This window comes from Shewanella electrica (assembly GCF_022321485.1).
Lineage (GTDB): Bacteria > Pseudomonadota > Gammaproteobacteria > Enterobacterales > Shewanellaceae > Shewanella > Shewanella electrica.
This window is the reverse complement of record NZ_JAKOGG010000507.1, coordinates 1-254: the sequence shown is the minus strand read 5'-3', so window position 1 is coordinate 254 and position 254 is coordinate 1. Positions and strand designations below refer to the sequence as shown.

Below are 254 nucleotides of genomic sequence, written 5' to 3'. Positions count from 1 at the left end.
CAGGCGTTATTGGGAAAGTAAACAATATTTCATTGCTAAAGCGTGGTGGTGAGGCTCACAGCTTAAGCTATACTGGTTGGATTACGGATGATTTTAATATTTCTGCTTTAGTTGGTCAGATTAAAACTGAGTATGAAACAACCCCTTCTAATATTACCTGTCCTAGAATTGTTGATATTAGGGACGTTAAAACGCCTCCTATTTTAGGTTGTGGCTCAGCATCTTCCTATGGCGCAAATAATGATGATAACGTC

1 protein-coding gene is annotated in these 254 nt (G+C 38.6%); it reads left to right on the top strand.

Features of this window, described 5'->3' with window-relative positions; translation table 11 throughout:
- A partial coding sequence (locus tag L9G74_RS21340; RefSeq protein ID WP_238898798.1) for a hypothetical protein occupies positions 1–254 on the top strand: 254 nt, incomplete at both ends.